Here is a 16,855-nt window from a genome sequence, read left to right on the forward strand (position 1 = left end):
CACAAGCGCCCACGTCCAGTCCGAGACTCCGGTCCCGGACCAATCAGTCCTGCCCAGCATCAGCCAGCAAGACTATTCGAAGAAGTCCCGGTCAACCCTTGACGAAAACCATAGGGGCACCCCCCCCCGTACTCACAGGCCCCCGTGCTCACAGGTGCGGGCGAAGAAGTTCCAAGAGCACGGGCAGCGACGCGGCGACCCCGGAGTGCAGGTTGTAGTCGGTGAGTTCGTCGATGGGCACCCAGGTGAGTTCGATGCTCTCCGGGTCACTGATGATCGGTTCGAAATGACGCAGGGCCCGAGCGATGACCGTCGTGTACGACCAGTCACCGAGGTCGAGGACATAAGTGTCGAGAACCTCGATGCCTTCGCCCGCGAGGTCTGGCACACCGGCTTCTTCCCATGACTCGCGCACGGCCGCTTCGATGGCGGATTCGCCCAGGTCACGGGCACCACCGGGGAAGCCCCAGGTTCCTCCTTCAACGGACCACAGCGCACGGTGCTGCATGAGGATCCCGTGTTCGGGATCAAGCAGCATCAGCCCCGCCGCCCCGTTGAGTCCCCAATGCTTCTGCCCGTCCGAGCCGAGAGTCCATCCGTCACCTGATCGCCGAGGCGGCAGGTAGTCGGGCAGATCCTTCGAGTTCGGGCCGTAGGCGGTCTCATCGCGTGAGGCACCGCTGCGGTCGTGTGTGTAGGCGTTCTGGTCGCCGGCGTTCGGGTCAGACGAGGACATGATCGACATCCAATGAAGAGACTGCGGCAAATGACAGGTCGCTGGGTCCGATTCCGCGGCGGACGAGTTCAGCTCCGAGGGCTGCGACCATGGCCCCGTTATCCGTGCACAGGCTCAGTGGCGGCACCCGCAAGGTCATCCCGGCCTCGGCGCACCTGGCTCCTAAAACCTCGCGCAGGTGGGAGTTCGCGGCGACTCCCCCGCCGAGGACGACATGGTTGATTCCGGTGTCGGCTGCGGCCAACACAGTCTTGGTCACGAGGACGTCGACGACGGCGTCTTCAAACCCCGCGGCGATGTCGGCGACCCGCAGGTCCGTACCCAACGTCTCGGCCTTCGTGACCTCCCGTAGTGCTGCCGTCTTGAGTCCGGAGAAGGAGAAGTTGAAGCGACGCTCGGGGTCGCGCAGGTCCTGCTTCTTCGCCAGCCCACGAGGGAACTTCACGGCGGTGCGATCGCCGGGGATTCCGCTGCCGTCGAGCTGTCCGAGAGCGGCCTTGGAGATGTTCGGCCCACCGGGGTAGTTTAGCCCCAGCAGGCGTGCGGTCTTGTCGAAGGCTTCACCGGCGGCATCGTCGATCGTGGCGCCGATGAGTTCGATGTCATCGACGACGTCGCCGATGCGCAGGATCTCGGTATGCCCGCCGGAGACGAGGAGCGCAATGGTCGGTGTGGTCAGGCCGTCGACGTCTTCGGCGATGAGGTCCACCGCCACATGCGCGGCGAGGTGGTTGACCCCATACAGCGGCAGGTTGAGCGCCGCGGCCAGGCCCTTGGCGGCACCGACTCCGACCATCAGCGCACCGCTGAGGCCGGGGCCCGCAGTCACCGAGATGGCGTCGAGGTCGCCCAGCTCAATGCCTGCCTGATCGCAGGCAGAGGCAATGGCCGGTCCGATGGCCTGGACATGTGCCCGTGAGGCAACCTCGGGGACGACACCTCCGAAGCGAACGTGCTCATCCATCGATGATGAGACCGTGTTGGTCAGCAGCGTCCGTCCCCGAACGATCCCTACCCCGGTCTCGTCACACGAGGATTCGATGCCCAGCACCAGCGGTTCGCTCATACGTCGTTCGACCCGCCCTCACTGTCCTCGGGTTCGGGTTCTGCGGTGCCAGCAGTCGCCGCTTCAGCAGTCTCGGCTTCGCTGTGCTCAAGTTCGAGATCCGCGTAGAGCGCGAGCAGCTCTTCCTCAGTGGCTTCGACGACGTCGAGTCCCAGGGATCGGGCGAACAGCCGCATATGGGTGTCCCACATCGGTCCGAAGTCCGCAGCCTTGAGGCGAGCGCTCTCCACATCGGGTGCGGACTGGGTGAAGATCAGCAGGGTCGCGTCCCCGTCGGTGAGTTCGAGGGGCAGCAGCTGCACTCCGAGCACACCGAAGTCCTCGAGTTCGACGAGCACATGGTCTTCGACTTCGCTGCTGAGGATCTCACCGTGCAGTTTGGTCTCACCCAGATCGAAGGTGATCGCGGGATTGGCATCAGCGCCCGGGCTGCCTGCGTCGCCTTCACCATCGCCACTGCCATCTCTCGCAGCCTCACCGATGGCGAAGGCGGCGAACCATGAGTTCGCGGTCTCGGCGTCGACGAGCTTGGACCAGACGGTCGCAATGTCGACGGCCAGCGGCAGTTCGATGACGAGATCGGTGCCGTTCTCCCAGTTCACAAGGCGTGGGCTGGTACTCGTCATGCTTCCACCCATGCTTCGTTGAGGGCCGTGATCTCGTCATCGGCCAGCTGCAGTTCGGTTCCTGCGAGCAGTTCCGTGAGCTGCTCCGGCACCCGCGCCGAGGCGATGGTGGAGGGAATGAAATCGTGTGACAACTGCCAGGCCAGGGTGGTGGCGGTCATCGTGGCGTTGTGCGCCGAGGCCACGTCGTCGAGGATCTCAAGGGCGCGAAGTGCCTCTTGGTTATCGAGGAAGTCGGCAACTCGTTCACCGCGCACGCTTCCGGTGGCGTCTCCCCCGGTGTGCTTTCCGGTGAGGAATCCCGAGGCCAATGAGTGGAACGGAAGTTCGGCGATGTCATTCGATCGCAGGAAGGCCTGTTTCTGTGGGTCCACAGCACCGCGGGACACGAGATTGTACCGGTCCTGGACGACACGATAACGGGCCAGGGAGTATTTCGCGCTGATCTTCATGGCCGACTGCAGACGATCCAGGCTGAAGTTGGAGGCGCCGAGGTAGCTGACCTTCCCGGAGCGCACCAATGCGTCGAAGGTCTCCGCCACTGCCACCTGATCGACGTTCTCGTCATCGGTGTGGGCGTAGTAGACGTCGACGTGGTCCGTTCCGAGGCGACGCAGGGAGGCGTCGACGCATTTGCGGATATTGGCGGGGTCTAGGCCCTTGTGCTTCGGATGCATCCCCACCTTGGTCGCGATGACCATGTCATCGCGGTTGCCTCGCGAGGCCATCCATTCGCCGATGATGGTCTCCGACTCTCCGCCGGAGTTGCCTTCGACCCACACGGAATAGGCATCCGCTGTGTCGATGAAGTTTCCACCCGCCTCGGCGTAGGCGTCGAGGACTGCGAAGCTCTGATCTCGGTCCGCACCCCAGCCGAAGGGATTGCCTCCCAGATGCAGCGGGTGGACCATCAGATTTGTGTCAGCCAATTGCACTCTTTCCATGGCCCCAGCCTACCCTTTGGCAGCGGTCTACCAAGGTCAGGCTGTACGTTAGGTCAGGCTAGGCTAAGATGAAAACAAGTACTGTAGTTGCACAGATCATCGTGCCGCTTCCGAATCATCGGTCTCTCAATGAGGAGTCATCATGACTGAAACATTCTCAGCTCGCCTCAAGGCCAGCACAGCCACGATCCACGACGAGGTCGAGCACACCAATTTCATGGTCGATCTCATGGAGGGCAGGCTCGACGCACACGCCTACGCGCTCCTACTCACGCAATACGCTCCTATCTATGCAGCCCTCGAAGCGAAGTCCTCGGAGTTCGCCGCGGATCCGATCTTTGCACCGTTCTATGACGCGGGTCTGTTCCGAACCGAGCGCATCCACAGCGACCTGCAGAAGCTGGCACACGACGGCTTGCCACTCACCAGCAGCGCCGAAGCATATGCGGACCACCTCAACCGGCTCACGAAACCGGAGCAGCTCATCGCCCACCACTACACGCGCTACCTCGGGGATCTCTCCGGCGGACAGGCCATCGGCGCTCTCATGGGACGCCACTACTTCGTGCCCGCCGAGGCGCTGACCATGTGGGACTTCGCCGAGGTGGGCAAGACGAAGCCATACAAGGACGCCTACCGCAGTCGTCTCGATGAAATCGGGGCGGCAGGTGGTGATGAACACCTGGTCATCGAGGAGACGATGACGGCGTTCAGGCTCAACGGCAGACTCCTCGCCGAACTCACGACCAAAGTTCAGGCTCCCGCCACTGCCACTGCCACTGCAATGTCCTAGTCCGCAATGTCGCAGACTGCGGAGGTTCCTAGGAGCGATAACGCATGAGGATCGCGTCGGCGCCCGGGTAGTAGTCGGGGCGTCTGCCCCATTCGGAGAATCCGCAGGAACGGTAGAGTCCCAGCGCCGGTTCATTGTGCTCATCGACCTCGAGGTGCACCACTTCCGCTCCCCTGCTCTGGGCCCAGTCGATCCCAGCCTGCAGCAGCCGGCGTGCGATGCCCTTGCCCCGTCCCGCCTCGGTGGTGGCGATGGTCATGACGTCGCCTTCCCCGCCGCCAGCGGACATGACGATCCACCCGGCCAGCGCCGAGGTGGGTGTCCGTGCCGCGAACATCACCGTTCCAGCCTGCGCCTTCACCGCCCAGTAGTAGGCGTGCGTCCACGCGGTGGGGCCGAAGATCGCGGCATCGTTGTCCGCGACCTCCTCAAGCTCCCACCAGCGCAGTTCGCAGATGTTGGCCTGTTCGTGCACCGAGCCGTCACTCATTTCAGGCTGCTCATCGGTGTGCTCATTTCAGCGAACTCTGCCGAGCGGGCGTGGCTTTGGCGTCAGGCTCTCGCAGGTATTCGGGAACCGGTTCGACCAGCTCACGACCGGCTGCGATCTCACGGGCTGCGGCCAGCGCAAGGTATTCGGCACGCGGGTCGACGATCTCCGGGACGCTGGGTACTCCGACTACCTCGGGATAGAGGAGGAATCCGCGACCGACACGGCCCCCGATGTCCGTCTGTCCCACCGCCGCGAGGACCTCGTCAACCTCGGCGGGTTTGGCGACGAAGGGCCCGGCCTGCAATGAGGCGTCGAAGCTCTCGTAGACGCTGAAATACACTTCCTTGCGTCGAGCATCAGCAGCGATGAGCACGGAGCCCGTCGTCTGACCATTCTTTCGGTGCAGCTCCTCGGCGAGCGCGGCCTGCGACAGGAGTCCCCTGACCGGGATACCGCGAGCCTGGCCCACGGCGATGCCCGCAGCGATCCCGACACGCAGCCCGGTGAAGGGGCCCGGACCGATACCGGTGACGACGAGGTCGGGCCGGGCAGGATTCTCAAGCACCCGCGCCAGTGCCGGGCCGATGAACTCGACATGTCGGCGCTGGTCATCGGCCTGTTCTGCCGCCAGCACCGTCTCGGATTCGGTATCGACCAGAGCCACGGACGCGGCCTGGGAGGTGTCGATGCTGAGTATGATCACTGCTTGTCCTCCTCGTCGACGGATCCTAATGGCCCGTCGAATGTGCTGATCTCAACCGCACCGGCCAAGCCGCGAAGCGATTCGCTCACCTGCTGCAGTCGTGCATCCCACGTGCTGCCATGGCCGTGCAGTTCAACGATCCGTCGTTCGTCCTCGTCAGCCTCGTCGTCGGCGTCCGCCGCAGCCGCGCCGTCGGCATCCATGCCGGCCACAGCCTCACCGTCAGTGCCTTCTGAGGCGTCAGAGGTATCGGCTTCGAGGCCGAACATCGGGGTGATCGTGAGCCCGAGGTAGTCTGTGCTCAGCTGTTCGGCGAGTCCGGCACCCCATTCGACGACGGTGATCGACTCCTCGAGTTCCGAGTCGAGGTCAAGGTCTCCCAGCTCCTCGGCGTCGGAGAGCCTGTAGGCATCCACATGCACCAAGGCAGGTCCGTCACCGAGCGAGGGATGCTCGCGGGCGATGACGAAGGTCGGTGAGGTGATCCGTCCGGCGACGCCCAGGGCCCGTCCCAGGGATTGCGTGAAGGTGGTCTTTCCCGCGCCGAGGTTGCCGCTGAGGATGAGGAGATCACCTGCCTGCAGGTGCCCGGCAAGCACCTCGGCGAAGGTCCGCATCTGCTCAAGTGACGTCAGCCGAAGCTCCATCACAGACCCGCACCTTGGTTGGGTTGTGCCGCACCCTGGGTGGGTTGTGATTCCACTTCCACGCGGTCGACGCGGGAGCTGATGCGGGTGACGATCTCGTAGTTGATCGTATCGGCCCAGTCTCCCCACTCGGTTGCGCTGGGACCGCCGGGGCCGAAGATGACGGCTTCATCTCCGATGGCGATCTCGCCGGCACCGACGTCGACGATCATCTGGTCCATCGCGATCCGGCCGACGACCGGATACCGGGTGCCGCGGATGGAGACCTCGGCCTTATTCGACGCCGAGCGGGCGATTCCGTCGCCGTAGCCGCCGGGCACCAGAGCGAAACGGGTGTCGGCTGCAGCGGTGAACGTGAACCCGTAAGATGCGCCGTGCCCGCTGGGGATGTCCTTGAGGTTGACGACCTGGGAGACCAGCCGCATCACCGGCACCAACCCCAGATCCTGCGAATCCTGATCACCGAGCGGAGACAGACCATACAGCGACAGACCGACCCGAGCCGAAGTGCCCGGGAACGGTGAGAGCGTCAGCGCTGCCGGTGAGTTCGCGATGTGGACGTCGAGTCGATCCGATTCGCCGAGGTGGCCCTGAGCACCGTCGAGCAGCGCTGTGAGTTCCCGGTGGGCCGAGTCGAAGATCTGCGTCTGCTGCCCGGTCTCGACACGCTCGGGTTCATCGGCCACGGCGTAGTGGCTCATAAGACCCACGATTTCGATCCCGGAGTCCCTCGCAGTCGCACCCGAGTCTGCGAGTTCCTGCAGGTACCCAAGCGCACGTTTCCAGCCAGCGGGGGCCAGACCGTTGCGGCCGAGTCCGGTATCGACCTTGAGATGGAGGCGGGCCGTGGTATTCGTGCGATGGGCCGCGTCGCGCAAACGGTCGAGGCACTCGACCGTGGACACGCCCAGCTCGATCGACTCCGCAACGGCAGCGTCGAGATCGGTGTTCGGCCCATACAGCCACGCCATGATGTTCACGTCATCGCCCAGAATTTCGCGCAGCCTCAGCGCCTCGTCGATCGTGGCGACGCAGAAGTCGCGCCAGCCGGCTGTGTAGAGTCCGCGGGCGACGATGTCGATGCCGTGACCGTAGGCGTTGGCCTTGACGACGCATTTGAGGCGGGCGGGTGCGAGCCGCTCGGCGAGGACTGCGGCGTTGGCGCGCAGTGCGGTCACGTCGATCTCGGCCTTGACCAGTGCCCCTGAAGAATCGGTTGATGTCACTGGATAAGAATACCGTGGACCGTCATCCCTCAGTCGAACAGGGACCTGCTCACTCGATGAGGGATCCACCGTGGATGAGTTCCCCTGCCACCTCGGCGACAGCATCGCCCAAGGCTCCGGCGTTCACGGACCGACGACCCGCGGCATTGTGCACCAGCACGCCGAGGCCTGCGATGTGGGCAAGCTCGCGTTCCGGGAGCGGATTTTCGGCCGAAGAATGCTGGTTCCTGGCGTGGAAAGTCGCCACCAGGGCACCGATGATCCCGGCCAGAACGTCCCCCGACCCGGCGGTGGCCAGGCTGGCGGGTCCGACTTCGGGGAGCACGCAGAACCCATCGGGAGCGGCGATGACCGTCTGGTGGCCCTTGAGCAGAACAATACAACCACTGGACTGTGCGGCTCGCTGCGCCCAGCCGATGGGGTCAGCGTTGATCCGGCTCGCGGTGATGATCTCGCCGAGCAGCCGGCTGAGCAGCCGCGCCAGCTCTCCGGCGTGCGGGGTCAGGACGACTGGCCTCTCGGCCAACCAGGTGCCCTTGAGCGATTCTGCACGGCCGACCATGTCCAGCGCCCCGGCGTCGAGGACGACAGGGACATTCGTATCCGCCAACTCGTCGACACAGGCGTGGACGTATTCGTCCTCCGGGTCGCCTGGGCCCATGACCACAGCATTCATCCGTCCCGGAGCGGTGACCACCTCGGCATGGAGGCCGATGACGTAGTCGGCGACCATCTGAGACCCCAAGGAACGGACCATGCCGACACCGCAGTTGACCGCCGAGGTGGTGGTCAGGACTCCCGCACCCGGGTACGCCTCGGACCCGGCGAGGATGCCGACGACTCCGCGGTCGTATTTGTGTCCGTCCGGTTGGGGACGGGGGAAGTCCACATTGAGATCATCGGTGTCGACCACCTCGGCGGTGGCCTGCTTCTCATCGAGTTCGAGTCCGATGTCGACGAGGTGGACTGTGCCGGTGAATGGGTCGACGCGGGGGTCGATCAGCACGGTTTTGAGACCGCCGAAGGTCACAGTGTGGTCGGCGTGGATGCGATCCTTCGCACCTGCTTCGTCTGGGGAGAGGTCGGAGGGGACGTCGACGGCGATGACCGTCTGTGTGATGTGCGTGCCGGAGTTGATGCTGGTGCTGGTGCTGGCACTGGCGTCCGCGCTGGACGAGCGTCGCCAGTCGCGGATGAGCGAGGCGATGTGCTCGGGAAGACCGGGACGGCCGCCGATGCCGAGGATTGCATCGAGGACGAGATCGGACCGATTCAGTTCCCGCAGGACATCGACGCGCAGGCGATCGGACACCTCCGTGTGCGAACGATCAGGCACCTCGGCGTCCGCGTCTGCGGTCTCTTCTGAATTCGGGAAGCCGATGACGACGGCACCGGCTCGACGTGCCGCGGCCAGGCCCTGATCGTGGGTGTGATCGAAGAGTGTCACGACGGTGATGTGCGCCCCGCGCTGGGCCAGTCCGGCGGCGGCGAAGAGCGCGTCCCCGGCATTGTTGCCCGGACCAGCGAGCACGCACACCCGAGTGCCGAAGATCTGGCCCCGAGTCGCTCGCAGCCTGTCGGCGGAGAACCGAGCCAGGGCTCGTGCAGCCCTGGCCATGAGATCGACGCCGGCGTCGAGGAGGGGGCGTTCGGCCTCGCGGATGACAGTGCTGGGGTAGGCGAAGACTGACATCAGTGGTTCCTCATTCCTGGGCCAGACGAGCGAGCTTGCGACCGGCCAGATGAGCCAGGAACAGTGCCTGATCGGCCAGACCTTCGTCGCTGTGTCGGGCTCGGGGCGAATGGTTGGCTTCGCGTTCCTCGACGGGCAAGTTCGGCACCGCCACACCGAAGTGGCCGTACGCGCCGGGAACCTGTTCGAGTACGCGGGAGAAGTCCTCGGATCCGGGGATCGGATTCGGGCGGACCACGGCACGGTCGGCACCGAAGAGGTCGGCGAAGGTCTCGAGGAAGAAGTCGGCTTCCTCGTCATTGTTGATCGTCGGCGGCAGGACTCGCTCGTAGTCGACCTCTGCTTCCAGGCCATGTGCGGCCACCAGTTCGGTGACCAGCTGCGGAAGCTCGGCCTCGGCACGGGTGGTGACTTCGTCGGAGAAGGAGCGGACACTGACGGCAAGCTGGGCGAAGTCGGGGATGACGTTCGGGGCGGTGCCGCCGTTGAACTGGCCGACGGTGATGACGAGGGGATCGAAGATGTCGAAGCGCCTGGTCACATACTCCTGGAGCTGACCCACCAGCATCGCACCGACTTGGATGGGATCGCGGCCGGTTGCCGGTCGGGAGGCGTGGGTGCCTTTGCCGCGGACGGTGATGGTCATCTTCGAAAACGCCGCCATGTACGAGCCGCGACGGCAGTAGGCGACGCCGAGGTCCTGGTCGGCGGAGACGTGAATGCCGAAGGCGGCCTTCACCCGCGGTCCTGCCGCGTCGAGGACACCTTCGTCGATCATCTTCCCGGCCCCGTCATAGCCTTCTTCACCGGGCTGGAACATGAAGACGACGTCGCCGGGCAGGGAGTCCCGGTCACGGTGGAGGAGCTTGAGCGCACCCACCAGGCCAGTCGTGTGCAGGTCGTGGCCGCAGGCATGCATCCGCCCAGTTGTGGCCGCGAAGTCGAAGCCTGTCGCCTCCGGCACAGGCAGACCGTCCATGTCTCCACGCAGCAGCACGGCGGGCACCACACCGGTCGAGTCCTTCTTCCGGTCGCCTCCGCGCAGCACGACGACGAGTGAGGAGAGTCCGTTGCCCTTCGTCACCTCGATGTCGAGGCCTTCGATGGCTTCAAGGACGAGTTTCTGTGTGATGGGCAGGTCAAGCCCGACCTCTGCGTTTTCGTGCAGGGCACGGCGCAGAGTCACGAGGCCACCTGCGATGTCCGCGGCATCCTCTGTAGTCGGGAGGTGGATGTCCGTGATGGTTGCACTCTGTGCGCTGTCGGCAACGGTTTCAGCGTAGTCGGGAAGTGAGTTCATGGTCCCGAGTCTATTACCGTGCCAGCTGCTCCAGGGTCGTGCTCTTCACCTGAAATGGATGAAGGAGGAAATAGCACCGCCAACTCCATCGACCGCTGCGGCATACTGATGACCATGGTCCATGAGGTCAACCATCAAGGAATGAACCATCCGCGCGCACATCAGAATCAGATCGCCTTCCGTTCAGAACGGCTGAGTCTGCGTCCGTGGGCAAACAGCGATGCGGCCTTCCATCGTGGGCTCTGGGAGGAGCGCGACGAACGCGTTCCTGCCTGGCGGCGCATTTCGGTCGACGGTCATCCGACTCATGCGGAGATGGAGGCCTGGATTCGCACCTGCAGACCAGCGCCGGAACCGGGGCTGCTCGTCGTAGAGAACAGACTGACAGCGGTCCGCATGGGATATTGCGGACTCGTTGACAACAGCGTGGGTCAGCCCGACGAACCGGAGTTGGCTTACGATTTCCTGCAGGAGTTCTGGGGACAGGCGTTCGCGACCGAGGCCTCCCGTGTGGTCATCGATCGTGCACTGGAGATCGGCTACCGATGTTTAGCCTCCACTGTTCGCGTGTGGAACACCGCCTCGCTCCACGTACTCGGCAAACTGGGCTTCGTACTCACCGGGGAAAGGGAGCACGACGCTGTCCATGGCGATTCGCTTCTGCTGCGACTATCGCTTCGATGACGGAAGAGTTCGCTCAGCTGAGTCTGCGCCGGCTATCGCGCAGACTGCTTCCTGCCCTCTGCCGTCGTGGCGGGCCGACGATGCGTCTACTGCTTCGGGATCTCACCCAATCGCGCACCCGGCCCGTACATCGACTGCGTGAAGTGCTCGACTTCCCCGTCCACGCCGGGACTCAGCGATGCCCCCTCGCCTTCGACGATGACGAAGGTCATGGTGAGGTTCGCATCATGGGTGATCGAGAGGTGGATGTTCGTGGCGCCGATGCGGTGGAAATGTTCGAGCACGAGACCCCGCAGGCGAAATGAGGGCGCACCAGATCTCGCGGGGACCACCTCGGCGGATTGCCAGGGCAGCCATCCGGGGAATCCGAGGGCTTTCTTCAGTGCCTCCTTGGCGGAGAATCTGGCTGCCAAGGAGGCATCCGTCCGGCGTTTGCCGTTGCGTTTGAGCTGTTCGGCGGGGGTGAGCAGGCGATCGAGCAGTTCGGGGACACGCTCGATGTGCTCGGCGAAGCGCGGCACATCGGCTATGTCGGTTCCGATTCCCAGAATCGCCATGTCTCTCCCTTAGCTCTGCAGTCGCAGCCGCAGCTGTCGCGGGCGGTCCGGAGGCCTGCCCGCTTGCACTGAGTCTTACTCCACGGTCACGGACTTGGCGAGGTTGCGTGGCTGATCCACGTCGAGGCCTTTGGCCGTGGCCAGTTCCATCGCGAAGATCTGCAGCGGAACCGTGGTCAGCAACGGTGCCATGAGTGTCGTCGTCTGGGGGACGTAGATGACCTCGGACGCGAATTCCTGGACCTCTTCGTCGCCCTCTTCTGCGATGACTACGGTGTTGGCGCCTCGGGCCCGGACTTCCTGGATGTTCGAGATGACCTTGGCGTGCAGGGAATCGCGGCCGCGCTTGGACGGCACGACGATGATGACGAGCTGGCCATCGTCGATGAGTGCGATCGGGCCGTGCTTGAGTTCACCGGCAGCGAAGCCCTCGGCGTGGATATAGGCGAGCTCCTTGAGCTTGAGCGCACCTTCCATCGCCACGGGGTAGCCGACGTGACGACCCAGGAACAGCACCGAACCGACATCCTGGTTCCGCTGTGCCAGTGCCTGGACCTGCTCCTTGTCGTTGTCGAGGAGACTCTGAACCTTCGCGGGGATGGTCTGGAGTTCGTTGAGGATGTCGCCGATCTCGTCGCGGAACTTGTTGCCGCGCAGCTGTGCCAGGTAGAGGCCCAGCAGGTAGCAGGCCACGACCTGTGAGAGGAAGGCCTTCGTCGAGGCGACGGCGATCTCCGGACCGGCGTGCGTGTAGAGCGCGGCATCGGATTCGCGGGGAATGGTGGATCCGAAGGTGTTGCAGATGGCGATGACCTTCGCGCCCTGCTGACGAGCGTGGCGCACGGCCATGGTCGTGTCCATGGTCTCTCCCGACTGGGAGATTGCGACGACGAGGGTCTTCTCATTGACCACGGGATCGCGGTAGCGGAACTCGTGGGCGAGTTCGACCTCGACTGGCACACGGCACCAGTGTTCGATCGCGTACTTGGCGACCTGGCCGGCGTAGGCCGCGGTGCCGCAGGCGATGACGATGATCTTGTCGATGGTCTTGAGCACGGTCTCGTCGATGTGCATCTCATCGAGTGTGAGCTTGCCGTCGATGTCGAGGCGGCCCAACAGTGTGTCCGCGATGGCCTGCGGCTGGTCGTGGATCTCCTTGTCCATGAAGGAGGGGAATCCACCCTTTTCCGCAGCAGCGGCGTCCCAGTCGACTTGGTATTCAACGCCGTCGACCTCGTTGCCGTCGTTGTCCGTGATGACCACGGAGTCCGGGGTGATGGTCACGACCTGGTCCTGACCGATCTCTACTGCGGTGCGCGTGTAGTCGATGAAGGCTGCTACGTCGGAGCCGAGGAAGTTCTCTCCCTCGCCCAGGCCGATGACCAGGGGCGAGTTGCGGCGTGCGGCGACGACCTGTCCGGGAGCGTCGGCGTGGACGGCCAGGAGGGTGAAGGCACCTTCGAGCTGGGTGGCGGTCGCGCGCATGGCCTGTGTCAGGTCGCCGGTGTCCTGGAAGTTCTTAGCCAGCTGAGCAGCCGCCACCTCGGTGTCGGTCTCGGACTGGAATTCGACGCCCTCGGCGATGAGGTCGCGCTTGAGCTGGGCGAAGTTCTCGATGATGCCGTTGTGGATCAGCGCCAGCTTTCCACCGTCGGCCACATGCGGATGGGCGTTGAGGTCGGTGGGTCCACCGTGGGTGGCCCACCTGGTGTGGCCGATGCCTGTCTGCGCCTTCGGCAGCGGGTTGGCCTCGAGCTCATCGGTCAACGCCGAGAGCTTGCCCGCCTTCTTCGCGGTCTCCAGATCACCGGCAGGAGTGACAAGGGCGACTCCCGCAGAGTCATAGCCCCGATATTCGAGCCTCTTCAGGCCGCTGAGCACCACATCGAGCGCCGAGTGATCAGCATTGTCAACGTCTGCTTTGGATACATAACCAACGATTCCACACATGAGAGGAATTTTACGCAATCGAGTCAAGAATCGTTGCATCGACCACCTCGGCGATCCATGAGGGCATGACGCATGACACAATTGTGCCCATGCCTCATGTCGATCCTATCCTTGACCGTGCGCGGCGCCTGGCCGGCCTCAACATCGGACGTAAGCCCGAGGTCGAACCGACGTCCCCGTTCTGGGAGTTCGATCGAGACGTCTGGGGCACGCTGGCCCAGGCCACTCCCCTGCCGTTGAAACAGCGCGACATCGAACGCCTGCGCGGGCTGGGCGACCGGATCAACCTCGACGAGGTGGCTCAGGTGTACCTGCCCCTGTCCCGCCTGCTCAACCTCTACGTCTCTGCCCGGCGGGCCAAACACGAGATGACCCGCGAATTCTTCTCACCGCTTCACGAGGTCGGCTTGGAACCGCAGGAAGCCAAACGGACCCCCTTCGTCATCGGCGTGGCCGGCTCCGTCGCCGTCGGCAAGTCCACCACCGCCCGTGTTCTGCGCGAACTCCTGGCCAGGTGGCCCGACACTCCCCGGGTCGAACTCATCACCACCGATGGCTTCCTCTACTCCAATGCCGAACTCGATCGCCGACGGCTCAACGGGCGCAAGGGCTTCCCCGAGTCCTACGACCGGCGCAAACTGCTGCGGTTCATCTCGGCCGTGAAGTCCGGTTCGCCCGAGGTCCGCGCACCCGTGTACTCGCACCACACCTACGACATCGTCCCCGGCGCCGAGGTGGTTGTCCGCTCCCCCGATGTCCTCATCGTCGAAGGCCTCAACGTCCTCCAACCCGCCCGTCCCCGCAGCGACGGGACTCTGGGCCTGTCGATCAGCGACTACTTCGATTTCTCCGTCTACGTCGATGCCCGTTCCCGGGATATCCGGCAGTGGTACATCTCCCGCTTCCTCAAGCTCAAGCACGGTGCCTTCCAGGACACGGACTCCTACTTCCACCGCTATTCGAAGCTTGATGACGACGAGGCGATCACCCTGGCCACGGAGATCTGGGATTCGATCAACTTCCCCAATCTGCGTGAAAACGTCCAGCCCAGCCGCGGCCGCGCCGACCTCGTGCTGCACAAATCCGCTGACCACACGATCCGCAAGGTCCAGCTGCGCAAGCTCTGAGGTCTGCGCGGGAGGACGCGCAGGCGCGACGGTGCGCATGAGCCCCTCGGGCGCACCGTCAGCGACCTGCCGGGCGTGAGGTCTCTCACGTCGGGTCCTGGTCCGAGCCGATGAGGAAATAGATTCCGGGTTGTGATAGTTGCACTCAGTGCATGCTTCGGAGCCTGCCTTGTTTCTGTGGTCTGGTTTCGAATCGAAGGACAGCTGTGTCCGTTTGCGTCTCTTCGACCCTGACGCATAGGAACACCACCAGGAAATGAGGCCGATATGAGTCTGCAGTCAGCACATAGGGTGATGTACACCTCTGTGTCGAGCAAGAAGACCCCGAAGACTTCCATCAAACCCGGGACCTATCGCCGCATCGCCTCGTTTGCGACCCGGCACAAGGCCAGGCTCATCGTCTTCCTCACCCTGTCCATCGGCACAGCGGTCATCGGCGTCCTCAACCCTGTCCTCGCCGGCAAAGTCGTCAACGCGATCACCGGTGGTGGACCCGTCGCGACCGTCGTCTGGCTGGCCGTGGCGATCGGAGGACTGGCGATCGCGGACGCCGCGATCTCGATCTTCAACAGGTACCTGTCCTCGCAGATCGGAGAGGGTCTCATCTTCGATCTGCGCACTGCGGTCTATGACCATGTGCAGAAGATGCCGATCGCCTTCTTCAACCGCACCCGCACGGGCGCTCTGGTCTCGCGCCTGAACACCGATGTGATCGGGGCTCAGCGGGCGTTTTCCAACACGCTCTCGGGCATCGTGTCGAACTTCGTGTCCCTGATGCTGACGGTCGGAGTGATGGTCACGATCTCCTGGCAGGTCACAGTGCTCTCGATCCTGCTGCTGCCGCTCTTCATCATCCCCACCAGACTGCTCAGCGGAAAGCTCGCGGACCTCCAGTTCCGGGCCGCCGACAACAGTGCGAGCATGTCGACGCGCATGACAGAACGCTTCTCGGCGGGAGGTGCGACTCTGGTCAAGCTCTTCGGCGATCCGAAGACCGAATCAGACGAGTTCTCCGATCGTGCCGATCAGGTCCGTGACATCGGCGTCAAGGTGGCCATGCTGCAGTCGACCTTCGTGTCCTCTCTGACACTGGTCTCTGCACTGGCGCTGGCACTCGTCTACGGTGTCGGCGGCGTGCAGGCAGTTCTCGGTAACCTCAACGCCGGCCAGGTCGTTACCCTGGCACTGCTCCTCACCCGCCTCTACACTCCGCTGACAATGCTCGCCAATGCTCGCCTGGACATCATGAGTGCCGTCGTCAGCTTCCAACGCGTCTTCGAGATCCTCGACCTCGTGCCCCTGATCAAGGAACCCGCGAACCCGAAGTCACTGCCGAAACGTGGCCTGGACGTGACGTTCTCGGACGTCGACTTCGCCTACCCCAGTGCCGACCAGGTCAGCCTCGCAAGCCTCGAGGACGTCTCCGTGCTCGATGCCCGCGGCGGGGAAGAAGTCCTGCATTCCCTGAACTTCACGATCCCTGCCGGTCACACCGTTGCCCTGGTCGGCTCTTCCGGTGCAGGCAAATCCACAATCGCCTCGCTCCTGCCCCGCCTCTACGATGTGACTTCAGGGTCGATCGCCATCGGCGGCGTGGACGTGCGCGAGCTGTCGTATGAGTCTCTGCGGAAGTCGGTGGGAGTAGTGACTCAGGACGGCCACGTCTTCCATGAGTCGATCCGTTCGAATCTGGCCCTGGTCAAACCCGAGGCCACCGAGGCCGAACTGCACCAGGCCATCGATCGCGCCCAACTGCACAATGTGATTGCGGTCCTGCCCGATGGTTTGGACACCGTCATCGGTGAGCGCGGCTACCGACTCTCCGGTGGTGAGCGTCAGCGGCTGACGATCGCGCGCATGCTCCTGGCCGCCCCGGAGGTCGTCGTCCTCGACGAAGCAACCTCGGCCTTGGACTCGACGAACGAGGCAGCGGTGCAGCAGGCCCTGTCTCAGGCCATGAGCGGTCGCACCGCCATGGTCATCGCCCACCGTCTCTCCACGGTCCGTCAGGCCGATACGATCCTCGTGATCGAGGCCGGGCGCATCGTCGAGTCAGGCTCGCATGACGAGCTGTTGGCTCGCAGCGGCCGCTATGCCGAACTCTACGAAACACAGTTCGCCCCGAGCGGAGGGGCAGCGACGAGCTGAGGGGCAGCGACGACAGAGGCCGAGGTGAACTACACCTCGCTCGCCGCGCTGACTACTGCATGCTGAGCGCTGAGCGCCCAAGCCGAGGATTAAGCGCTCAGGCCTGTGGAAGGAGCACCGCGTCCCCTAAAGCACACCCTTCGGACCGCGGGCAGTTCGCGA

At 64.0% G+C, this 16,855-nt stretch carries 16 protein-coding genes; 4 read left to right on the plus strand and 12 right to left on the minus strand.

The window, feature by feature from the left end:
- Positions 1-148 precede the first annotated feature (148 nt).
- From BSP239C_RS14720 to BSP239C_RS14735, 4 genes are read right to left on the minus strand one after another with little or no spacing between them, the layout of a single operon-like run.
- Positions 149-736: an NUDIX domain-containing protein gene (locus tag BSP239C_RS14720; protein ID WP_180959051.1), complete on the minus strand. Its 588-nt coding sequence runs from the start codon at positions 734-736 to the stop codon at positions 149-151.
- The gene (gene tsaD, locus BSP239C_RS14725) at positions 723-1,802 is read right to left on the minus strand and encodes a tRNA (adenosine(37)-N6)-threonylcarbamoyltransferase complex transferase subunit TsaD (protein ID WP_101574117.1); all 1,080 of its coding nucleotides are present in this window, start codon (positions 1,800-1,802) and stop codon (positions 723-725) included. The genes BSP239C_RS14720 and tsaD overlap by 14 nt, the downstream gene beginning before the upstream one ends.
- On the minus strand, positions 1,799-2,428 hold the full coding sequence (locus BSP239C_RS14730) for a hypothetical protein (RefSeq protein WP_101574118.1): 630 nt from the start codon (positions 2,426-2,428) through the stop codon (positions 1,799-1,801). The genes tsaD and BSP239C_RS14730 overlap by 4 nt, the downstream gene beginning before the upstream one ends.
- Complete coding sequence (locus tag BSP239C_RS14735) at positions 2,425-3,363, minus strand: aldo/keto reductase (RefSeq protein WP_257930238.1); 939 nt, start codon at positions 3,361-3,363, stop codon at positions 2,425-2,427. The genes BSP239C_RS14730 and BSP239C_RS14735 overlap by 4 nt, the downstream gene beginning before the upstream one ends.
- A gap of 151 nt (positions 3,364-3,514) precedes the next feature.
- Between BSP239C_RS14735 and BSP239C_RS14740 the strand changes: the two genes are divergently transcribed.
- Positions 3,515-4,165, plus strand: a complete 651-nt coding sequence (locus BSP239C_RS14740) for a heme oxygenase (biliverdin-producing) (protein WP_101574120.1) — start codon at positions 3,515-3,517, stop codon at positions 4,163-4,165.
- Between the two features lie 28 nt (positions 4,166-4,193).
- Here the strand turns inward: BSP239C_RS14740 and BSP239C_RS14745 are convergent, their stop codons facing one another.
- Genes BSP239C_RS14745 through BSP239C_RS14770 form a run of 6 tightly spaced genes read right to left on the minus strand, consistent with a single transcriptional unit; the run spans position 4,194 to position 10,227 of the window.
- Positions 4,194-4,655 carry an N-acetyltransferase gene (locus BSP239C_RS14745; protein WP_101574121.1) on the minus strand — a complete coding sequence of 154 codons (462 nt, stop codon included), beginning with the start codon at positions 4,653-4,655 and terminating at the stop codon, positions 4,194-4,196.
- Positions 4,656-4,677: 22 nt separating this feature from the next.
- Complete coding sequence (tsaB, locus tag BSP239C_RS14750; protein ID WP_101574122.1) at positions 4,678-5,361, minus strand: tRNA (adenosine(37)-N6)-threonylcarbamoyltransferase complex dimerization subunit type 1 TsaB; 684 nt, start codon at positions 5,359-5,361, stop codon at positions 4,678-4,680.
- A complete protein-coding gene (gene tsaE / locus BSP239C_RS14755; RefSeq protein ID WP_101574123.1) occupies positions 5,358-6,008 on the minus strand; it encodes a tRNA (adenosine(37)-N6)-threonylcarbamoyltransferase complex ATPase subunit type 1 TsaE in 651 nt (216 codons plus the stop codon). Before tsaE ends, tsaB begins: the two co-directional genes overlap by 4 nt.
- A complete protein-coding gene (alr, locus tag BSP239C_RS14760; protein WP_101574124.1) occupies positions 6,008-7,234 on the minus strand; it encodes an alanine racemase in 1,227 nt (408 codons plus the stop codon). Before alr ends, tsaE begins: the two co-directional genes overlap by 1 nt.
- 49 nt (positions 7,235-7,283) lie before the next feature.
- The gene (locus tag BSP239C_RS14765) at positions 7,284-8,927 is read right to left on the minus strand and encodes an NAD(P)H-hydrate dehydratase (RefSeq protein ID WP_101574125.1); all 1,644 of its coding nucleotides are present in this window, start codon (positions 8,925-8,927) and stop codon (positions 7,284-7,286) included.
- A 10-nt stretch (positions 8,928-8,937) separates the two neighbouring features.
- Complete coding sequence (locus tag BSP239C_RS14770; protein WP_257930232.1) at positions 8,938-10,227, minus strand: M20 family metallopeptidase; 1,290 nt, start codon at positions 10,225-10,227, stop codon at positions 8,938-8,940.
- 54 nt (positions 10,228-10,281) lie between these two features.
- Between BSP239C_RS14770 and BSP239C_RS14775 the strand changes: the two genes are divergently transcribed.
- Positions 10,282-10,911, plus strand: coding sequence for a GNAT family N-acetyltransferase (locus tag BSP239C_RS14775; protein WP_257930233.1), 630 nt, complete (start codon positions 10,282-10,284; stop codon positions 10,909-10,911).
- Between the two features lie 86 nt (positions 10,912-10,997).
- Here the strand turns inward: BSP239C_RS14775 and BSP239C_RS14780 are convergent, their stop codons facing one another.
- Complete coding sequence (locus BSP239C_RS14780) at positions 10,998-11,468, minus strand: holo-ACP synthase (protein ID WP_101574126.1); 471 nt, start codon at positions 11,466-11,468, stop codon at positions 10,998-11,000.
- Positions 11,469-11,543: 75 nt separating this feature from the next.
- On the minus strand, positions 11,544-13,418 hold the full coding sequence (gene glmS / locus BSP239C_RS14785; protein ID WP_101574127.1) for a glutamine--fructose-6-phosphate transaminase (isomerizing): 1,875 nt from the start codon (positions 13,416-13,418) through the stop codon (positions 11,544-11,546).
- An 89-nt stretch (positions 13,419-13,507) separates the two neighbouring features.
- Here glmS and coaA point away from each other — a divergent pair, with 89 nt between their 5' ends.
- Entirely contained in the window at positions 13,508-14,545 is a 1,038-nt protein-coding gene (gene coaA, locus BSP239C_RS14790) for a type I pantothenate kinase (protein WP_101574128.1), read from the plus strand.
- Between the two features lie 267 nt (positions 14,546-14,812).
- The gene (locus BSP239C_RS14795; RefSeq protein WP_101574129.1) at positions 14,813-16,693 is read left to right on the plus strand and encodes an ABC transporter ATP-binding protein; all 1,881 of its coding nucleotides are present in this window, start codon (positions 14,813-14,815) and stop codon (positions 16,691-16,693) included.
- The last annotated feature ends 162 nt before the right edge of the window (positions 16,694-16,855 follow it).

Origin of the sequence: Brevibacterium sp. 239c, assembly GCF_900169365.1 — a bacterium.
GTDB lineage: Bacteria > Actinomycetota > Actinomycetes > Actinomycetales > Brevibacteriaceae > Brevibacterium.